General features: G+C 73.9%; 15 protein-coding genes. 8 read left to right on the forward strand and 7 right to left on the reverse strand.

Going from position 1 to position 14734, the window contains the following annotated elements:
- Window positions 1–28 precede the first annotated feature (28 nt).
- Both ABTW72_RS30250 and ABTW72_RS30255 read left to right on the forward strand, forming a co-directional pair.
- A complete protein-coding gene (locus tag ABTW72_RS30250) occupies window positions 29–952 on the forward strand; it encodes a serine hydrolase (protein WP_350864683.1) in 924 nt (307 codons plus the stop codon).
- A gap of 154 nt (window positions 953–1106) precedes the next feature.
- Window positions 1107–2084 (forward strand): MBL fold metallo-hydrolase, encoded by a 978-nt coding sequence (locus ABTW72_RS30255; protein WP_350864686.1) that lies wholly within the window; start codon window positions 1107–1109, stop codon window positions 2082–2084.
- Window positions 2085–2126: 42 nt separating this feature from the next.
- Here the strand turns inward: ABTW72_RS30255 and ABTW72_RS30260 are convergent, their stop codons facing one another.
- The 3 genes from ABTW72_RS30260 to ABTW72_RS30270 are packed head-to-tail and all read right to left on the reverse strand — an operon-like array spanning window position 2127 to window position 4517.
- Window positions 2127–2666, reverse strand: coding sequence for a DUF1697 domain-containing protein (locus ABTW72_RS30260; protein ID WP_350864689.1), 540 nt, complete (start codon window positions 2664–2666; stop codon window positions 2127–2129).
- 28 nt (window positions 2667–2694) lie between these two features.
- The gene (locus ABTW72_RS30265) at window positions 2695–3363 is read right to left on the reverse strand and encodes a response regulator (RefSeq protein ID WP_350864691.1); all 669 of its coding nucleotides are present in this window, start codon (window positions 3361–3363) and stop codon (window positions 2695–2697) included.
- The gene (locus ABTW72_RS30270; protein ID WP_350864694.1) at window positions 3360–4517 is read right to left on the reverse strand and encodes a sensor histidine kinase; all 1158 of its coding nucleotides are present in this window, start codon (window positions 4515–4517) and stop codon (window positions 3360–3362) included. The genes ABTW72_RS30265 and ABTW72_RS30270 overlap by 4 nt, the downstream gene beginning before the upstream one ends.
- 169 nt (window positions 4518–4686) lie before the next feature.
- Between ABTW72_RS30270 and ABTW72_RS30275 the strand changes: the two genes are divergently transcribed.
- Genes ABTW72_RS30275 through ABTW72_RS30285 form a run of 3 tightly spaced genes read left to right on the forward strand, consistent with a single transcriptional unit; the run spans window position 4687 to window position 8906 of the window.
- Entirely contained in the window at window positions 4687–5436 is a 750-nt protein-coding gene (locus ABTW72_RS30275; protein ID WP_350864697.1) for an ABC transporter ATP-binding protein, read from the forward strand.
- Window positions 5430–7850 carry an FtsX-like permease family protein gene (locus ABTW72_RS30280; RefSeq protein ID WP_350864699.1) on the forward strand — a complete coding sequence of 807 codons (2421 nt, stop codon included), beginning with the start codon at window positions 5430–5432 and terminating at the stop codon, window positions 7848–7850. Before ABTW72_RS30275 ends, ABTW72_RS30280 begins: the two co-directional genes overlap by 7 nt.
- A gap of 45 nt (window positions 7851–7895) precedes the next feature.
- Entirely contained in the window at window positions 7896–8906 is a 1011-nt protein-coding gene (locus tag ABTW72_RS30285) for a hypothetical protein (RefSeq protein ID WP_350864702.1), read from the forward strand.
- Window position 8907: 1 nt separating this feature from the next.
- On the opposite strand, the gene ABTW72_RS30290 is transcribed toward ABTW72_RS30285, so the two are convergent.
- Genes ABTW72_RS30290 through ABTW72_RS30305 form a run of 4 tightly spaced genes read right to left on the reverse strand, consistent with a single transcriptional unit; the run spans window position 8908 to window position 11946 of the window.
- The gene (locus ABTW72_RS30290) at window positions 8908–9471 is read right to left on the reverse strand and encodes an SOUL family heme-binding protein (protein WP_350864705.1); all 564 of its coding nucleotides are present in this window, start codon (window positions 9469–9471) and stop codon (window positions 8908–8910) included.
- Window positions 9472–9503: 32 nt separating this feature from the next.
- Window positions 9504–10253 carry a YqeB family protein gene (locus tag ABTW72_RS30295; protein ID WP_350864708.1) on the reverse strand — a complete coding sequence of 250 codons (750 nt, stop codon included), beginning with the start codon at window positions 10251–10253 and terminating at the stop codon, window positions 9504–9506.
- Window positions 10254–10255: 2 nt separating this feature from the next.
- On the reverse strand, window positions 10256–11053 hold the full coding sequence (locus ABTW72_RS30300; RefSeq protein WP_502892270.1) for an ABC transporter permease: 798 nt from the start codon (window positions 11051–11053) through the stop codon (window positions 10256–10258).
- Window positions 11050–11946, reverse strand: coding sequence for an ABC transporter ATP-binding protein (locus tag ABTW72_RS30305; protein ID WP_350864711.1), 897 nt, complete (start codon window positions 11944–11946; stop codon window positions 11050–11052). Before ABTW72_RS30305 ends, ABTW72_RS30300 begins: the two co-directional genes overlap by 4 nt.
- Before the next feature lie 132 nt (window positions 11947–12078).
- Between ABTW72_RS30305 and ABTW72_RS30310 the strand changes: the two genes are divergently transcribed.
- The 3 genes from ABTW72_RS30310 (at window position 12079) to ABTW72_RS30320 (ending at window position 14683) form a co-directional block, all read left to right on the forward strand.
- The gene (locus ABTW72_RS30310; RefSeq protein WP_350864714.1) at window positions 12079–13338 is read left to right on the forward strand and encodes a sensor histidine kinase; all 1260 of its coding nucleotides are present in this window, start codon (window positions 12079–12081) and stop codon (window positions 13336–13338) included.
- On the forward strand, window positions 13317–14066 hold the full coding sequence (locus tag ABTW72_RS30315) for a response regulator (protein WP_350864777.1): 750 nt from the start codon (window positions 13317–13319) through the stop codon (window positions 14064–14066). The genes ABTW72_RS30310 and ABTW72_RS30315 overlap by 22 nt, the downstream gene beginning before the upstream one ends.
- 263 nt (window positions 14067–14329) lie before the next feature.
- On the forward strand, window positions 14330–14683 hold the full coding sequence (locus tag ABTW72_RS30320) for a hypothetical protein (RefSeq protein WP_225855057.1): 354 nt from the start codon (window positions 14330–14332) through the stop codon (window positions 14681–14683).
- Window positions 14684–14734 lie beyond the last annotated feature (51 nt).

Below are 14734 nucleotides of genomic sequence, written 5' to 3' on the forward strand. Positions count from 1 at the left end.
CAACCGCGACGCTGGATACCGTGCTGGCGTGGACGTGGAGGAACGCATCGGGGCCATCTTCGCCGCCGTCGGGGTGACGGCCAGCCTGCACGTCGTGGACCTGGACGCCGTCGACCTGAGCGCCGTCGAGGGCGGCGGCCCGGCCGGCGGCGGTCGCGAGGTCGGGGTGCGGGCCGACGAGCAGGTGGTGATCGCCTCGATCTTCAAGATCCTTCTGGTGCTGGAGTTCGCCCGGCAGGTCGAGGCCGGCCAGCTGGACCCGACCGAGCGGGTCGTGGTCACCGCCGCCGATCGTCTCGGTGGGTGGGGTCTGGCCGGCTGCGACGACGACGCGGAGGTGTCGCTGCGCGACCTCGCGTACTTCGCCATGTCGGTCACCGACAACACGGCCGCCGACCTGCTGCTGCGCCGGGTCGGCCCGGACCTGCTGCCGATGCTCGCCGTCGAGCTGGGGCTGACCCGTACCCGGGTCCTCGGTGGCCCTCGGGAACTGGTGGAGATGATGCTCGCCGACGTGGGCGCCCGGACCGAGGCGGAGTTCGCCCGGATCTTCCCCACGCTGCCGGCGGACCGGGTCCGGGCGATGCGGGTCTTCGACCCCGCGCACACCACGTCCAGCACCGCCCGGGAGATCACCCGGCTGCTCACGCTGATCTGGCGGGACGAGGCCGGGCCGGCGGCGGCCTGCGCGATGGTCCGCACCTGGATGGCCCGGCAGATCTTCTGGACCCGGCTGGCCGCCGGTTTCCCGCCCGGCGTCCGGGTCTCCGGAAAGACCGGCACCCTGCCCGGGTTCCACCTGGAGGCCGGGGTCGCCGAATACCCCGACGGCGGCCGGTACGCGATCGCCGTCTTCGCCCGCGCGGAACAGTTGACCCCGCGCCGCATCGACGTGGACCTGGCCATGGGGGAGGCCGCCCGGACGGCCGTCGAGGCGCTGCGGGGCGACTGATTTCGCGACCCTCCGAGCGTCGCCGCGCCCCCGCCGAGCAGGACCGATATCCGTCGGCGTATCGAAGCGGACGGCCCTTGATCTTGGACTGCTGCCCGGTGCCGCTGGTTGGCTCGTGGTCGACACATCACCCGACCACGGGGAGTAGATCCGCATGCCCAGTCTCGACCGCCGACGCTTCCTGCGCGACGCCGCCGCCACCACCGCCCTGGTCTCCGCCGGTGGCCTCGCCGCCGGCGTCGCCACCCCGGCCCAGGCCGCGCCCTCGACCGCCGCGCCCACGCCCACCGCTCGCCGCAAGGGCGCGGTCAGCTTCCGCTGGTGGGGTACGGCCGGCTGGCGCGTCGACATCGGCGACCGCACCGTTCTCGTCGACCCGTTCCTCAGCCGGATCGACACCGGGCTGTTCACCGGGGCGTTCAAGACCGACACGGCGTTGACAGTGCGCACCGACGTGATCGACCCGCGGGTCGACCGGGCCACGACGGTGCTGGTCACGCACACCCACTGGGACCACTTCATGGACGTGCCGTACATCGCCAGGCGCACCGGCGCACGGGTGTTCGGCACGCTGACCGCGTACCACCTGGGGTTGGCCTACGGGTTGCCGTCGACGCAGCTCAGCGCCGTGAAGGGTGGGGAGGTGCTGGACTTCGGCGACCACAGCGTCGAGGTGGTCGGCTCACTGCACAGCCGCAACCCGTCGTACTCGGTGGCCTTTCCCGGGGTGCGGGTGAGCCCGCCGCCGCAGCCGGCCACCATCGCCGACCTGCCGGAGGGCGACACGCTGGGCTACCTGCTGCGGGTCGACGGCGGACCGTCGGTCTACTTCACCGGGGCCAGCGACGTCGCCGAGCGGAACCTCACCGGACTCGCGCCCGACGTGGCGATGGTGGCCATGCAGAACGCCACCACCACCGGCGACTACCTGCCCCGGCTGCTGGCCGGCCTCGACCACCCGAAGGTCGTGGTGCCGGTGCACTACGACAACTTCGAGACGGCGTTGCAGAACCCGCCGCCGGTCGCCCCGACCGACCGCACCCGCCTGAACGAGATGATCGCGGCGGTGCGCCGGATCTCGCCGCGCAGCCGGGTGCTGGTGCCCGAGTACGAGACCGCGTACCACTTCTGAGCAGCGCCGGTGGGGGTCGCCGAGCCGCGGCCCCCACCCCGGTCAGGAGGCGGTCATCTCCGCCAGGGCCCGCACCGACTTCCAGTTGCGGGAGGTCGCCACCACGCCGAGCTTCTTCTCCAGGTACGCGTTCGTGAACTTCGACCGCCCGTAACCGCCGTCGACGTAGTGCAGGAACACCTCCCGGCCGGTCACCGTGAACGACACGTTCTCGCCACCGGGCACGGCCAGCGCGTCCACACTGGACTTCTCCGGTGCGGTGGCGAGGAAGGCCACCAGCAGTCGCGTCGGGTCGTCCTCCCGGTCGGCGTACGGGTTGCCGCCGGCGATCGCCGCCAACTCCCGGCCGCTGCGCACCAGCACCGGCACTGTCAGCGCCAGCTCGTCGGTGAGCGCCCGCGCGATGCCGGCGGCCAGCTTCTCCGCGTCGCGCACGGTGCTGCCGAAGGCCACGTTGCCGCTCTGCAGGTACGTCCTGACGTCCTCGTGCCCGAGGTCGGCGACGATCCGGCGCAGGTCGGCCATCGCCAGCCGGGTGGTGCCGACGTTGACCCCGCGCAGCAGGGCGACGTAGCGGGTCATGGCTCCTCCTCGGGTGCGGACGACCCGCTCAGCGTAGGCCGCCCGGCCCCACCAGGCCCGTCTCGTACGCCACGATGACCAGTTGCGCGCGGTCGCGTACCGCCAGCTTGGTCAGCAGCCGCCCGACGTGCGTCTTGACGGTGGCCTGGCTGAGGTTGAGGTGCGCGGCCAACTCCGCGTTGGACAGGCCCCGGGCGATCAGCGCGAGGACCTCCCGTTCCCGATCGGTCACCCCGTCGAGCCGGCGGGGCAGCGGCCGGGTCGGCTCCGGCTGCCGGGCGAACTCGTCGATCAGCCGGCGGGTCACCGTCGGCGCGAGCAGCCCCTCCCCGGCCGCGACCACCCGGATCCCGGTCAGCAGATCCGCCGGTGGGGTGTCCTTGAGCAGGAACCCGCTGGCTCCGGCGCGCAGCGCCCCGTAGACGTACTCGTCGAGGTCGAACGTGGTCAGGATGATGACCCGGGTGTCGGCCGTCGCCGGGTCGGCGCAGATCCGCCGGGTGGCCTCGATGCCGTCCATCTCCGGCATCCGCACGTCCATCAGCACCACATCCGGCCGGTGCTGCCCGGCGAACGCGACAGCCTCCACTCCGGTGCCCGCCTCACCGACAGTGGTGCAGTCCGGGCTGAGATCGACCAGCAGCCGGAAACTGCCGCGCAGCAACGCCTGGTCGTCGGCGATCAGCACGCGGATCACGCGGCCACCCGGTAGGGCAGGCTGGCCGTTACCGCGAAACCACCGTCGGAGCGGGGGCCGGCACGGAACTCCCCGCCGTGCAACGCCACCCGTTCCCGCATGCCGATCAACCCGTGCCCCTCCCCGCCGAGCAGGACCGGCCGCCGGCCGTCGTCGGTCACCTCCACCCGCACCTCGTCGGGCAGGACGGTCACCGTGGCCCGGCAGGCGGCCGGTGCCGCGTGCTTCACCACGTTCGTCACCGCCTCCTGCACGATCCGGTACACCGCGAGGCCCACCGACTCCGGCACCGCGCCGGCCGGCTCGTCCCGCCGTACGTCGAGCTGCACGTCGACGCCGCCGATCGCCGCCTGCCGGGCGAGGAGGGGCAACTCGTCCAGCCCGGGCGTCGGCGCGTACGGGCTGTCCTCGCGCAACACGCCGAGCACCCGACGGACGTCGGTCAGCGCGGTGCGGCCGGTCTCCTCGATGACCCGGAGCGCGGCGCCCGCCTCGCGCGGGTCGGCCTCGGCGACGTGGTTGGCGACGGCCGCCTTCACCACGATGAGACTCAGCGTGTGCGCGACCACGTCGTGCAGCTCACGCGCCACCCGCAACCGCTCCTCGGTGGCGGCCTGACGGACCAGCTGATCACTCTGCCGGGTGGCGAGGGCGCGTCGCTCCCGGATCAGCCAACCGATCACCCAGGCCGGCGCGACCATGACGGCGGCGTAGACGACAGCGCCGGTCCGCGACCAGAGGTCGCCAGCGGTCAGCACCAGGCCGACGCTCACCAGTGCCAGACAACCCGCGGCGCAGAGCATGGACCGGCGAGTGGGCGTCGCCACGGCCACCGTGTAGAAGGACAGGCCGATGGCGAACGCCGGGGCGGCGGCCGCGAAGTTGGGTATCACCCCGGTGATCAGAGCGACGGTGGCGATCGAGCTGATCACGACGGCCACCGTCATCGGCCACCGTCGCCGGACGGCCAACGGCAGCCCGAGGGCCATCCCGACCAGCACCGACACCCAGAGCGGTTCGCGTACGCCGCCGTGCAGCGGCGACTCCAGCGCCGCGTACGGGCAGAGCAGCCCACCGACGGCCACCGCCAGCAGGGCGTCCACGGTGTACAGATCCACCGGCCGCATGCGTCGGGTCAGGAGGAGAGCGGTCACCCGTCGAACGGTAACGGCCGGCCGGGTCGGCCGCGTCCGCCTGCGGGTGGTCATCCCGCAGGACGACGCGCGGCCGGTTGCGGGCCCCGGACTCCACCCGGGGGAGGGCCGGAAAGTGCCCGCCTCGGCACGACGCGCCGCACCCCCGGCATTCGGCACGGTAACTGTCATGACCACAGACACGGTGACCCTGACGGGGCTGCGCGCGGTGTACGGCACCGGAACCCGGCGGGTGACGGCGCTCGACGGTGTGACCACCGGCTTCGCGAGCGGCACGTTCACGGCGGTGATGGGCCCCTCCGGCTCGGGGAAGTCCACCCTGCTGCACTGCGCGGCGGGGCTGGACCGCCCGACCGAGGGGATCGTCACGATCGACGGCACCAGCCTCAACGACCTCGGTGAGGACGAGCTGACCCGGCTGCGGCGGGACCGGATCGGCTTCGTCTTCCAGGCGTTCAACCTCGTGTCCACGCTGACCGCCGCGCAGAACGTCGAGCTGCCGTCGCGCCTGGCCCGCCGCCGCCCGCCGGCCGGGGACGTCGCCGCCGCCCTCGACGCCGTCGGCCTCGCCGACCGGGCCGGGCACCGGCCGAGTGAGCTGTCCGGCGGGGAGCAGCAGCGCGTCGCCGTGGCCCGCGCGTTGATCACCCGTCCGGCGGTGGTCTTCGCCGACGAGCCGACCGGGGCGTTGGACAGCGCCTCCTCCCGGCAGGTGCTCCGGCTGTTGCGGGCGCTCGTCGACGACCACGGGCAGACCGTCGTGATGGTGACCCACGACCCCACCGCCGCCGCGTACGCCGATCGGGTCCTCCTGCTGGCCGACGGCCGCGTCGTCGACGAGCTGACCGGCCCGATCACCGCCGCCGCCGTCGCCGCCCGGATCGCCGAGCGGGAAACCGTCGCGGAGTCGTCGTGCTGAGCGTCCGGCGGTCGGCCAGCGCGTTCGTGGCCGTCGCCATCGGGGTCACGCTGGTCGCGGCGGCCACCCTGCTGCTCGCTTCCGGGCGCCCGCAGGTGCCGGACCGGCTGGCGCGGGCGGCCGTCGTGGTGCAGAGCCCCGAGGCGGGTGCGTCCGCTGACGAGTTCGTGCCGACCCGCCCCTGGTCCGCCACCACGGCGGCGGAGTTGGTCGGCAGGCTGTCCGGTCTGCCGGACGTGGTGGCGGCGGTGGCGGACCGCACCTTCTACGCGCAGCCGCTCGTCGAGGGCCGACCCGCGGCCGCCGACACCCGTCGCGAGGACGCCTACCAGGGGCACGGTTGGTCCAGCGCCCAGCTGGGTGGGCTGCGCCTCACGGCCGGCGAGCCACCTCGCCGGCCCGGCGAGGTGGTCGTCGACAGCGCGCTCGGACTGCGCGCCGGCGCACCGGTCACAGTGCTGACCGCTGTGGGCCCGGAGTCGTACACCGTCAGCGGTCTGGTCGACGGACCGGGCGTCCACGTCGCCGACGAGGTCGCCGCCGCGCTCGCGCCCGGCGTGCGGGCCATCGGGCTGGTGCTCGCACCGGACGCCGACCCCGAGCGGGTTGCCACGGCGGTCCGCGGAGTCGTCGGCGGCGACGGACGGGTGCTCACCGGTGACGCCCGTGGTGCGCTGGAGCCGCGCGGCGACGCCCGTACCCGGTGGATCGGCATGCAGGTGCTCACCGCCACGGCGGCCCTCGCCGGTTTCGTCACGGTGTTCGTGGTCGCCTCCACCTTCGCGTTCACCATCGCGCAGCGCCGCCGTGAGCTGGGCCTGCTGCGCGCCGTCGGCGCCACCGGACGCCAGGTCCGCCGCATGGTCCACGCCGAGGCGCTCACCGTCGGCGTCTCGGCGGGACTCGTCGGCCTGCTGGTGGGCGCGGCGCTCGCCCCGTTGCTGGGTCGGCTGCTGGTCGACTTCGGCTACGAGCCGTCGACCTTCCGGGTCCGCTACGAACTCTGGCCGGTCGCGGTCTCGCTCGCCGCCGGGCCGGTGATCGCGTTGCTGGCCGTCTGGTCGGCATCCCGCCGAGCGGCGCGGGTCCGCCCGTTGGAGGCGTTACGCGATGCCGCTGTGGAACAGCGACCGATCGGCCGACTGCGGGCCGTCACCGGGGTGCTGCTCCTCGCGACGGGGGCCGCTCTCAGTCTGGGTACGGCGACCGCCGACGAGGCACGGGTGGGGGCGCAGTACGCGCTCTACGCGGTGATGGCGCTGGTGGCCGGCACCACAGTGCTCGCCCCGGTGGTGGTCGGACCGCTGGTGTGGCTGCTGCGTTCCCCGGTGCGTCGGCCCGGTGGCGCGATCGGGATGCTGGTCCGGGGCGCGGCGTTGACCGCGACCCGGCGAACCGCCGCCATCGCCGCGCCGGTGCTGCTCACTGTCGCGTTCGCGGTGCTGGTGTCCGGGATGGTGCGCACCACCAGCGCCGCGTACGCGGCGGGTCGGGCGGACAACGTGAACGCCGGCTGGATCGTCGTGCCGGACCGCGCGCCCGGCCTGTCCGACCGGGCCGTCGCCGCGACCGGCGGCACCGCGCTCCTGCCGACCACCGTCTACCGCACCGACCCCGGAACGTCGCCGCCGGACCGGCCGATGACCGCGCTCGGCGTGGATCCGGAGGGCTTCGCCGCCGCGAACCGGGTGCTCACCGTCGTCGCCGGTTCGCTGAACGATCTGAGGGGCGACGACACGGTGGTGGTCGGCGCCTCGGCGAACCGGCTGCCGTCCGAGCCGTACCCGGTGGTCTTCGCCGACGGGACGACGGTGTCGTTGCGCGTCGTCGCCGTGGTCGACGACACCTCGATCCCGGGCGACCTGCTCGTGCCCCGGGCCGTGGTGCGGGCGCACGACCCGTCGGCGCTGACGTCCACGGTGTACGTCCGGGACCGCATCGATCCACCGGTCGGCGCGCGGATCCTCGACGTCCCGGGCTGGGCGGCCGAGGCGGACGCCGCCGAGGACCGCCTCGTCTGGCTCTTCACGGTGCTGCTGATCGGGGTGTCCGCCGGCTACGGTGCCATCGCGGTGGCCAACACGCTGCTGCTGGCCGCCGCCGGCCGCGCCGCGGACCTGCGGCTGATCCGGATGGCCGGGGCGACCCGACGGCAGGTCATCTGGCTGGTCACGGCGGAGTCCGCCCTGGTGGTCCTGATCGGCGCGCTGCTGGGTGGGGCTGTCGCGTTCGTCGGTCTGCTCAGCATCAGCGCCGGCCTCGCCGAGCAGGTCGGCGCCCCCGTCGACCTGGTGATGCCGTGGTCGGTGGTCGGCGGGGTGGTGGGGCTGTGCCTGCTGCTCGCGGTGCTGTCCAGTGTGTTGCCGACGTGGCGGCTGCTGCGCCACCGCCCCGCACGGTCACCGGTCGGCTGATGACCGCACCCCCCGCGCGGGCGGTTGGGCCGTTACCGTCCACGGATGCGATCCGCGCGCCCGGTCGGGCTGCTCCTCTCCGCCGCCTCCGTCGCGCTCTGGGCGTACGGCATGACCACGTGGCAACCGCTGACCGAGCCGCTCGGCCCATGGTCGGAGAGCCTGCCGGGCAACAACGCCTACTGGGCGCGCGACCTGCGGTTCATGGCGATCATGGCGGTGCCGCTCGGGCTGGTGCTGGCCGGGCGCGGGCAGGTGCGGTGGAGCGGCCCGGCGGTGGTGCTGGGCGGCTGCTGGATCGCCGCCGACGTCGCTGTCGACCGGGCCGATCCGATCGGCCTCGACGCGACGGTGCTGCTCGCCGTCGCCGGCTACGCCGTGCTCGGCGTCGTCGCGGCACTTCTGCTCTGGTGGGAGCGCGCCGCGCCGCAGACGCGGGAGCCTGGTACGACTCCGGCCGCCGACCGGCGGGTGCTCACCGGCGCGGCCTGCGTGGCCGGGGTGCTGACGCTGGTGGCGGCCGGAATCGAGTCACCGACCGACCGGGAGCCGGAGCTGAACCAGGGTGCCCTGGCCACGGCGGCGCTGCTGGTGGCAGTGGCCGTCGGCGCCGCGCTGGCGGCGGCTCCGGCGCGGACCCGGGCTCGGGTCGGGCTGGCGGCCGGCCTCACCGTGGTGGCCCTGCTCGGCGTCGGGCTGGTCCGTGCCGCCGCGCCCGGTGAACGACTCCTACCGGAGGCCGCTCTCGGGGCGGTGCTGCTCACCGGGGTCACACTGCTGGCCTGGGACTGGCCGGGTGGTCGGCCGATCTGGTGGCACCACGGTCTGGCCGCTCTCATCGCGTTGGTGGGCCCGGTGGTGTTCCTGGTGGCCACGGCCGTCCCCATGATGCTCCTGCTGCCGATCGGCGCGGCGTTCACCGCGCTGGCCGGCAACAGCCCGATCAACGCGGCCGACTCCGACCTGCTGGTCTCCCTGGTCGGGCTGCTCGCCGGGCTGGCTATGGCCGTGCTGCTGGCGCGGCCGAGCGTCGAGGACCGTCGGCAGCTCAGGTAGCTCACTCGACGACCGGCAGCACCACCTCGTTGCGGCGCAGGAACCACGGCTTCCACGGCGGGTCGAAGCGCGCGTACCGGATGGCGCCGGTGGGTTGCAGCCCGGCCGCGGTCACCGACCGGCCGAGCATCGTGGCCCGCTGGCTGAACGCCTGCTCCGTCCACCGCCCGGAGAACCGCATCGCCGCCGCCAGCCGCGCCGGAACCGCGCGGATCCGCACCCGGGCGTCCACCGGCTCGGGCAGCGTGGCGGTGGTGAAGGTGGCCGGCATGACGAACTGGATCAGGTACGCGCCCGGCCACTCACCCTCGATCTGCACCACCGGCACGGTCATGGCGATCTTCTCCGAGCCGCTGGCCGCCGCCGTCGCCGGTGCGGCGGAGCCGATCGGGTGCCGGGCCCGATTGGCGCCACCGATGTACGCGGCCAGCGGCCGGAACGCCTCGATCGGCGCCCGGGTGAACGACGCCTGGATCTGCATCTCGGCCACCAGGTGGGCGGGGTACCGACGCAGCTCGAAGCCAGGGTGTCGGGACACCACCCGGTACGGCTGCTGTTCGGTCATCGCGCGGCTCCCAGGGTCTGCTGGGACAGACGCTACCGCCCGTCCGGCTCCCGCTCGGCCGAAGTCGGCTGCTCCGGCCCGGGGGCGAGGGCCCGGGTGGTCAACCGCCAGTACTGCCGCTTGCCCTCGTCGCGCAGCACCACCCCGATCTGGCCCAGCTCGCGGCGCAACTCCCGGGCGTCGTCGCGGCGGTCCCGCTCGATCGCCCGAGCCCGGGCACGCAGCAGCGCGTCCGCGCCGGCCGGCAACCCGGGCAGGTCCGGAACCCACAGCCGGTACGCCGACCGGTGCGGGTCGTCGTCCGCCCAGCCCCAGCCGTGCTCCCGGAACGCCGCAGCCAGTTGGGCGGCTGGCAGGTCCGTCGACTCCCGGACCAGTTCCGCGCCGTCGGCGTCCAGCAGCACCAGGTGCTTGTCGGCGAGGAAGACCACCCGGGTGTCGACCCGGGCGATGGTCCGGTTCTCATCGGAGCGGCGCAGCTGGACCTGCGCCCCGTCGACGGTGACGATCAACCGTTCGGCGGTGCCGATCCCGGCGATGACCAGGCCGGCCAGGACGCCCACCCCGATGGTGCCGGCGGTGGCCTGCGGTTCGGGCAGCCGGTCCAACCACTCGATCAGGTCGCTGAACGGCACCCAGGGCAGCCGGGCGAGCCAGCCCGTCGCCGCCGCGAGGAGCCATCCGGCGCCCGCGCCGAGCAGCGGGAAGCCACCCCACAGGACCGCCAGCTCCAGCAGGCCGCCGCTGACCACGGTGCGCGGACGGTAGCTGGCCATCTCCATGGTCAGGACACCTCGCGGCGCAGGGTCCGGAACAGCCCGGCGGCCAGCGGGAGGACCATCCAGACCAGCAGGGAGACCGCTATCCGCCCCCACTGCCCGCCGGTGACGGCGTCGCTGCTGAACAACGGTTCCATGGTCTTGCTGGTGTCCAGCCATTCGGACGGACCGCGCAGCGGCTTGACCATCTCGCCGAGCACCCCCCACAGCGTGGGCAGCAGCAGGTAACCGACGATCGCCAGCGGCGGGTTGAGCAGCAGCAGACCGAAGGCGGCACCCATCAGCACACTGGTGACCTGGAGGATCCCCGCGTTCAGCAGCAGCGACCAGTCGAACTGCCAGGTGCCCGCCCCACCGGTGGCGGACGCCACCAGCGTGCCGACGGCGGCGACGACGAGACTGGCCAGCACCGAGGCGAGCGCGGTCAGCGACACGGCGATCAGCTTCGCGGCGACCACCCGCTCCCGGCGGGGCACCAGGGCGTACGTGGTGAGGGCGGTGCGCTGCGACCACTCACTGGTGATCGACAGGATGCCCAGCACCGGCAGCAGCACCGACACCGGCAGCAGCGAGGGGACGAAGAAGTTGGGGAACGTCTGGTCGGCGTCCCCGGCGTAGATCAGTTGCAGGGTGACGATCGCGGCGGTGACCAGGCCGATGGTGATCAGGAGCCAGCGGCCGGCCCGGGTGTCGACGAGCTTGCGCATCTCCACGGCGGTGAGCCGGAGCAGCGACGGCCGGCGTACCGGAGTGTGGTGCCGGGGCGCGAGGGCGCCGGCGGCGGGCGCGGTGGTGGTGGTCATCGGACGGCCTCCTTGGTCGATTCGCCGGCGGTCAGGGTGAGGAAGAGCTGTTCGAGGCCACCGCCGCTGGCGGGGCGCAGCTCGGCCAGCGCGACGCCGGCATCGGCGGCGGCCTGGCCGACCGCCTCGGCGTCGGCCTGCACGAGCAGCCCCTCCGAGCTGTCAGTGGCGCTCAGGTTGGCCGCCTCCAGCGCCCGGCGCAGCGCCGCACTGTCGCGGGCCCGGACCACTGTGCCGCCGCCGGCCAGCAGCTCGTTCTTGTCGCCCTGGGCCACGATCCGGCCGCCCCCGATGACCACCAGCCGGTCCGCGACCGCCTCCACCTCGCGCAGCAGGTGGGAGGAGAGCAGCACGGTGCCACCCCGGTCGGCGAAGTCGCGCAGCAGGCCGCGCATCCAGAAGATCCCCTCCGGGTCCAGGCCGTTGGCCGGCTCGTCGAGGATCAACACCCGGGGGTCGCCGAGCAGCGCGTGCGCCAGCCCGAGCCGTTGACGCATGCCCAACGAGTACGCCCGTACCCGACGCTTCGCGGCCACCGCGTTCAACCCGACCAGGTCGAGCTTCGCGGCGACCTCGCGCCGGTCCAGACCCATGGTGTACGCGGACAGCGTCAACGCCTCGCGGCCGGTGCGCCCGGCGTGCTGGGCGGAGGCGTCCAGCAGCACCCCGACCTCCCGCCCCGGGTTGGGCAGCTCCTGGTACGGGTGCCCGGAGACGGTGGCGCGGCCGGCGGTCGGCGTGGTCAGCCCGCAGATCATGCGCATGGTGGTCGACTTGCCGGCGCCGTTGGGGCCGAGGAAGCCGGTGACGGTGCCCGGTTCGCACTGGAACGACACGTCGTCCACGGCCGGGTGTGGCCCGTATCGCTTGGTGAGGTTCTCTACGGTGATCATGCGGTTGAGCCTGCCCGCGCCGCCCGGCCATCCGCTGCGGCCACGGGTCGGTGTCGCGTCGACCTTGGTCGACCGGCGGGTCTCGACTTTGGTAGCTGGTCGTGTCGCCCGTCGGCTGCCTAGCATGGCGTCGTGACCAGCCTCGCTGTCCCGGAACACCCCTGGCTGCTGCCCGGGGCGCTGACCGGCGCGGTCAGCTCGGACGCGGCGGCCCGGCGCCCGCGCCGCACCACCCGGGACTGGGCGGTCGACATCCTGGCCTTCCTGCTCTCCCTGCTCTGGGTGCTGTTCGTCACCGCGGACGCGCTGTCACCGGATCCGGCGATGGCGGTCCCGCTGCCGCACGACTGGATGACCGGCGTGGATGCGCTGCTCGGTCTGGTCTGCTGCGGGCTGCTCTGGTTGCGCCGCCGATGGCCGCTCGGGCTGATCGTGGCCACGACACCGCTGACCCTGTTCTCGATGGCCGCCGCCATCCCGCTGATGATCTTCTATTTCACCGTGGTGGTGCATCGACGGACAGCGGTCGCGATCGCGGTCACCGGCGCTGGCCTTCTCACGAACTTGGTCTTCAGTTGGGTGCGCCCGGATCCGCACATGTCGTACTGGGAGACCGCGTCCTGGGGAGTGGTGGTCAGCTTCGCCGTGCTGGCGTGGGGGATGTTCGTCAGGGCCCGCCGGCAGTTGATCGTGTCGTTGCGCGAGCGGGCCGAGCGGGCCGAGGCGGAGCAGCAACTCCGGGTCACCCAGGCCCGCCACCTCGAACGCACCCGGATCGCCCGGGAGATGCACGACGTGCTGGCCCACCGGATCTCCCTGCTCAGCCTGCACGCGGGTGCGCTGGAGTTCCGCCCGGACGCGCCGGCCGACGAGGTGGCCCGCGCCGCCGGTGTGATCCGGGGCAGCGCGCACGCCGCTCTCCAGGACCTGCGGGAGGTGATCGGGGTGCTCCGAGCCGAGGACGACGCGGCCGGCGACGCCCCCGAGCCGCCGCAGCCCACCCTCGCCGACCTGCCGGCCCTGATCGCCGAGTCGCGGTCGGCCGGGGTGCGGGTGAACGTCAGCGACAGCGTCGCCAGCCCGGGGGAGGTGCCGGCGGCGCTGGGCCGGGCCGCGTACCGGATCGTGCAGGAGGGGCTGACCAACGCCCGCAAGCACGCTGCCGGCGCGGCCGTCACCGTGGACGTGGCGGGCGGGCCGGGCACCGGGCTGACCGTGGCGATCGGCAACCGGTGGCCGGTCGGGGAGCCGGCCGGCGGCACACTGCCGGGTGCCGGCACCGGCCTGGTCGGCATCAGTGAACGGGTGACCCTGGCCGGCGGGCGACTCGCCTACGGTCGGGACGACAGCGGTGACTTCCGGCTGGCCGCCTGGCTGCCGTGGCCGGCGTGACCAGCCCTGCCGGCGCGGCCGGACCGCCGGACGCGGTCGGGCCGGCCGACGCGGCCGCGCCGCCGGTACGCGTGCTGATCGTGGACGACGACGCGTTGGTCCGGGCCGGGCTCTCGATGATCCTCGGCGGTCTGCCGGACCTGGCCGTGGTCGGCGAGGCGGCCGACGGTGGCGAGGTGCCGGCGGCCGTCGCCGCGTACGCCCCGGACGTGGTGCTGATGGACATCCGGATGCCCCGGGTCGACGGGCTGACCGCCACCGAGGCGCTGCGTGCCCGACCGCACCCGCCGGAGGTGCTGGTGCTGACCACCTTCGACGCCGACGAACAGGTGCTGCGGGCGCTCCGCGCCGGGGCGGCCGGTTTCCTGCTCAAGGACACCCCACCGGCGGAGATCGTGCGCGCAGTACGCCGGGTCGCGGCGGGCGAGGCGACGCTCTCGCCGACCGTGACCCGGACGTTGATCGCCCACGTGACCGCCGCAGCCCCCGGCCCGGTCGGCCCGGACCCGCGCCGCGAACGGGCGCTGCGGCTGCTCACCGGGCTCAGCGAGCGGGAGCGGCAGGTGGCGGTCGCGCTGGGGCGGGGCCACACCAACGCGGAGATCGCGGGGGAGTTGTTCATGAGCGTGGCGACGGTGAAGGCGTACGTCTCCCGGCTGCTGACCCGACTGGAGCTGAACAACCGGGTCCAGGTGGCGCTGCTCGTGCACGACGCCGGCCTCGTCTGACCGTCGGAGCAGCTCACGACCAGCGGTGGAACACTCAGCGATGAGGGTTCCATCGGTGGAAGTATCAGCGGCGCGCGTCTTGTCGGCGGAGGATCTGCTTACCGCGTACCGGAATTGAACTTTCGTCCGGTGTCCGCCGTACCCATGGCCGAGGATGTCGGTGCGGTAGGTCCGCCGTACCGCTGCCGAACTGCGGGAGGCCTGCCGTGCGAGTTGGTGAGCAGTCGACGGATCCCATCGATCAGGTACTGGGTGAGGTGCCCATGCCGGCACCACTGACCCCGGAGGATGTCCGGCTCGCGGTCCGGGCGGTGGTCGTGCACACCGCCGAGGAGTGGCCCACCGGGCCGCTGTGCCGCAACGACGGCGCCTCCTACCCGTGCCGACTGCACCGCTGGGGGCGTCGGGTTTTGGAGACACACGGGCTCAACGAGCGGCAGATCGAGGCGTTGATCCGGCACGGTAATCCGTTCGTGCACGTGCCGTTCCCGTTCACGGCGACCGGGCCGTCGCGGCAACAGGCCGCGCGGGTCGTCCCCCAGGGGGTACGGCCCACCGCTGCTGGCCGGCCGGTGACTCCCCCCGTCACCGCGCCGCGCTGGCCCCGGGCGAGCTGAGCGCGCTACCCCTCCGCCCTTCCGACCCGGGGCGACACGACGTCGGCCCGG

Source organism: Micromonospora sp. NPDC127501, assembly GCF_040302185.1.
Classification (GTDB): Bacteria; Actinomycetota; Actinomycetes; order Mycobacteriales; family Micromonosporaceae; genus Micromonospora.

Coding starts and splice junctions, on each gene's coding strand:
- ABTW72_RS30255 (WP_350864686.1), top strand. CDS start 1,107: ATGCCCAGTCTCGACCGCCGACGCTTCCTGCGCGACGCCGCCGCCACC.
- ABTW72_RS30260 (WP_350864689.1), bottom strand. CDS start 2,666: ATGACCCGCTACGTCGCCCTGCTGCGCGGGGTCAACGTCGGCACCACC.
- ABTW72_RS30275 (WP_350864697.1), top strand. CDS start 4,687: ATGACCACAGACACGGTGACCCTGACGGGGCTGCGCGCGGTGTACGGC.
- ABTW72_RS30285 (WP_350864702.1), top strand. CDS start 7,896: ATGCGATCCGCGCGCCCGGTCGGGCTGCTCCTCTCCGCCGCCTCCGTC.
- ABTW72_RS30290 (WP_350864705.1), bottom strand. CDS start 9,471: ATGACCGAACAGCAGCCGTACCGGGTGGTGTCCCGACACCCTGGCTTC.
- ABTW72_RS30295 (WP_350864708.1), bottom strand. CDS start 10,253: ATGGAGATGGCCAGCTACCGTCCGCGCACCGTGGTCAGCGGCGGCCTG.
- ABTW72_RS30300 (WP_502892270.1), bottom strand. CDS start 11,053: ATGACCACCACCACCGCGCCCGCCGCCGGCGCCCTCGCGCCCCGGCAC.
- ABTW72_RS30305 (WP_350864711.1), bottom strand. CDS start 11,946: ATGATCACCGTAGAGAACCTCACCAAGCGATACGGGCCACACCCGGCC.
- ABTW72_RS30320 (WP_225855057.1), top strand. CDS start 14,330: ATGCCGGCACCACTGACCCCGGAGGATGTCCGGCTCGCGGTCCGGGCG.